This is a genomic window from Synechococcus sp. R55.2 (assembly GCF_047462075.1).
Classification (GTDB): domain Bacteria; phylum Cyanobacteriota; class Cyanobacteriia; order Thermostichales; family Thermostichaceae; genus Thermostichus.
On record NZ_JANSIH010000243.1, the window covers coordinates 1 to 686 of the forward strand.

Annotated in this window: 1 protein-coding gene and 1 pseudogene; both read right to left on the minus strand. The window is 57.7% G+C overall.

Going from position 1 to position 686, the window contains the following annotated elements:
* Positions 1-407, minus strand: a pseudogene (locus tag NW838_RS08275) (glycosyl transferase); the annotation flags it as partial.
* 84 nt (positions 408-491) lie between these two features.
* Positions 492-686 (minus strand): hypothetical protein (locus tag NW838_RS08280; protein WP_414427847.1); only part of this gene is annotated, 195 nt, incomplete at its 5' end.

Below are 686 nucleotides of genomic sequence, written 5' to 3' on the forward strand. Positions count from 1 at the left end.
ATCTGCTTTTCAGTGGCTGGGATCTCCCAGAGTTTTTCTGCTTCCGGGCACAGGTGTTTCACAGACTGCCAAATGGCGGGGAAGCCCGGCTCTTCTGTGGCCACCACAACAGTTTGCGGGTCGAGCCAGCCACAGGGCAAAAAGCGCACCGGCACCAAATCAATAGGCTCAATCAGCCAAGGCAGCTCTGGATCTAGGGAGTGCTTGAGCAGCCAGTCTCTCAGCCTAGGCCGGTCCAGAATCTGGCGACACAAGTTGACAAACTTGTCCGGGTGCATGACTCGCAAGCTCCAAAGAGCCCTAGGCAAGGAGCAACTAGCTGCTTCGCGATACTCCTCAGCCTCAGCCAATTGCTGCCGGGTAAGGTAGCCCGTGCGCAAAAGCGAGGATTTGAGGGACTGGAGCATGGCTGGAAACCCTATTCGCGCAAGTGGGACGGAGTCCTTGCTTGGCTCAAGTCTGGTTTAACCGGAAGTCCTCTGCCAACCCCCCTAGGAAAGGGTGGGCGACTCAGGGCGGCGGGCCAAGCGTTGGTAGGTATTCCAGGCTCCTACTGCCAGCAAAAGGGCCAGCAGCAGCACTAACCAATAGCGGTATTGCCACAACAAAAGCTGCCAACTGAAGCGACCGGGGTAGCGCACTCGATAGCCCGACGGGGTGAGATCCCAGCTCTGTACTTGGGTGAG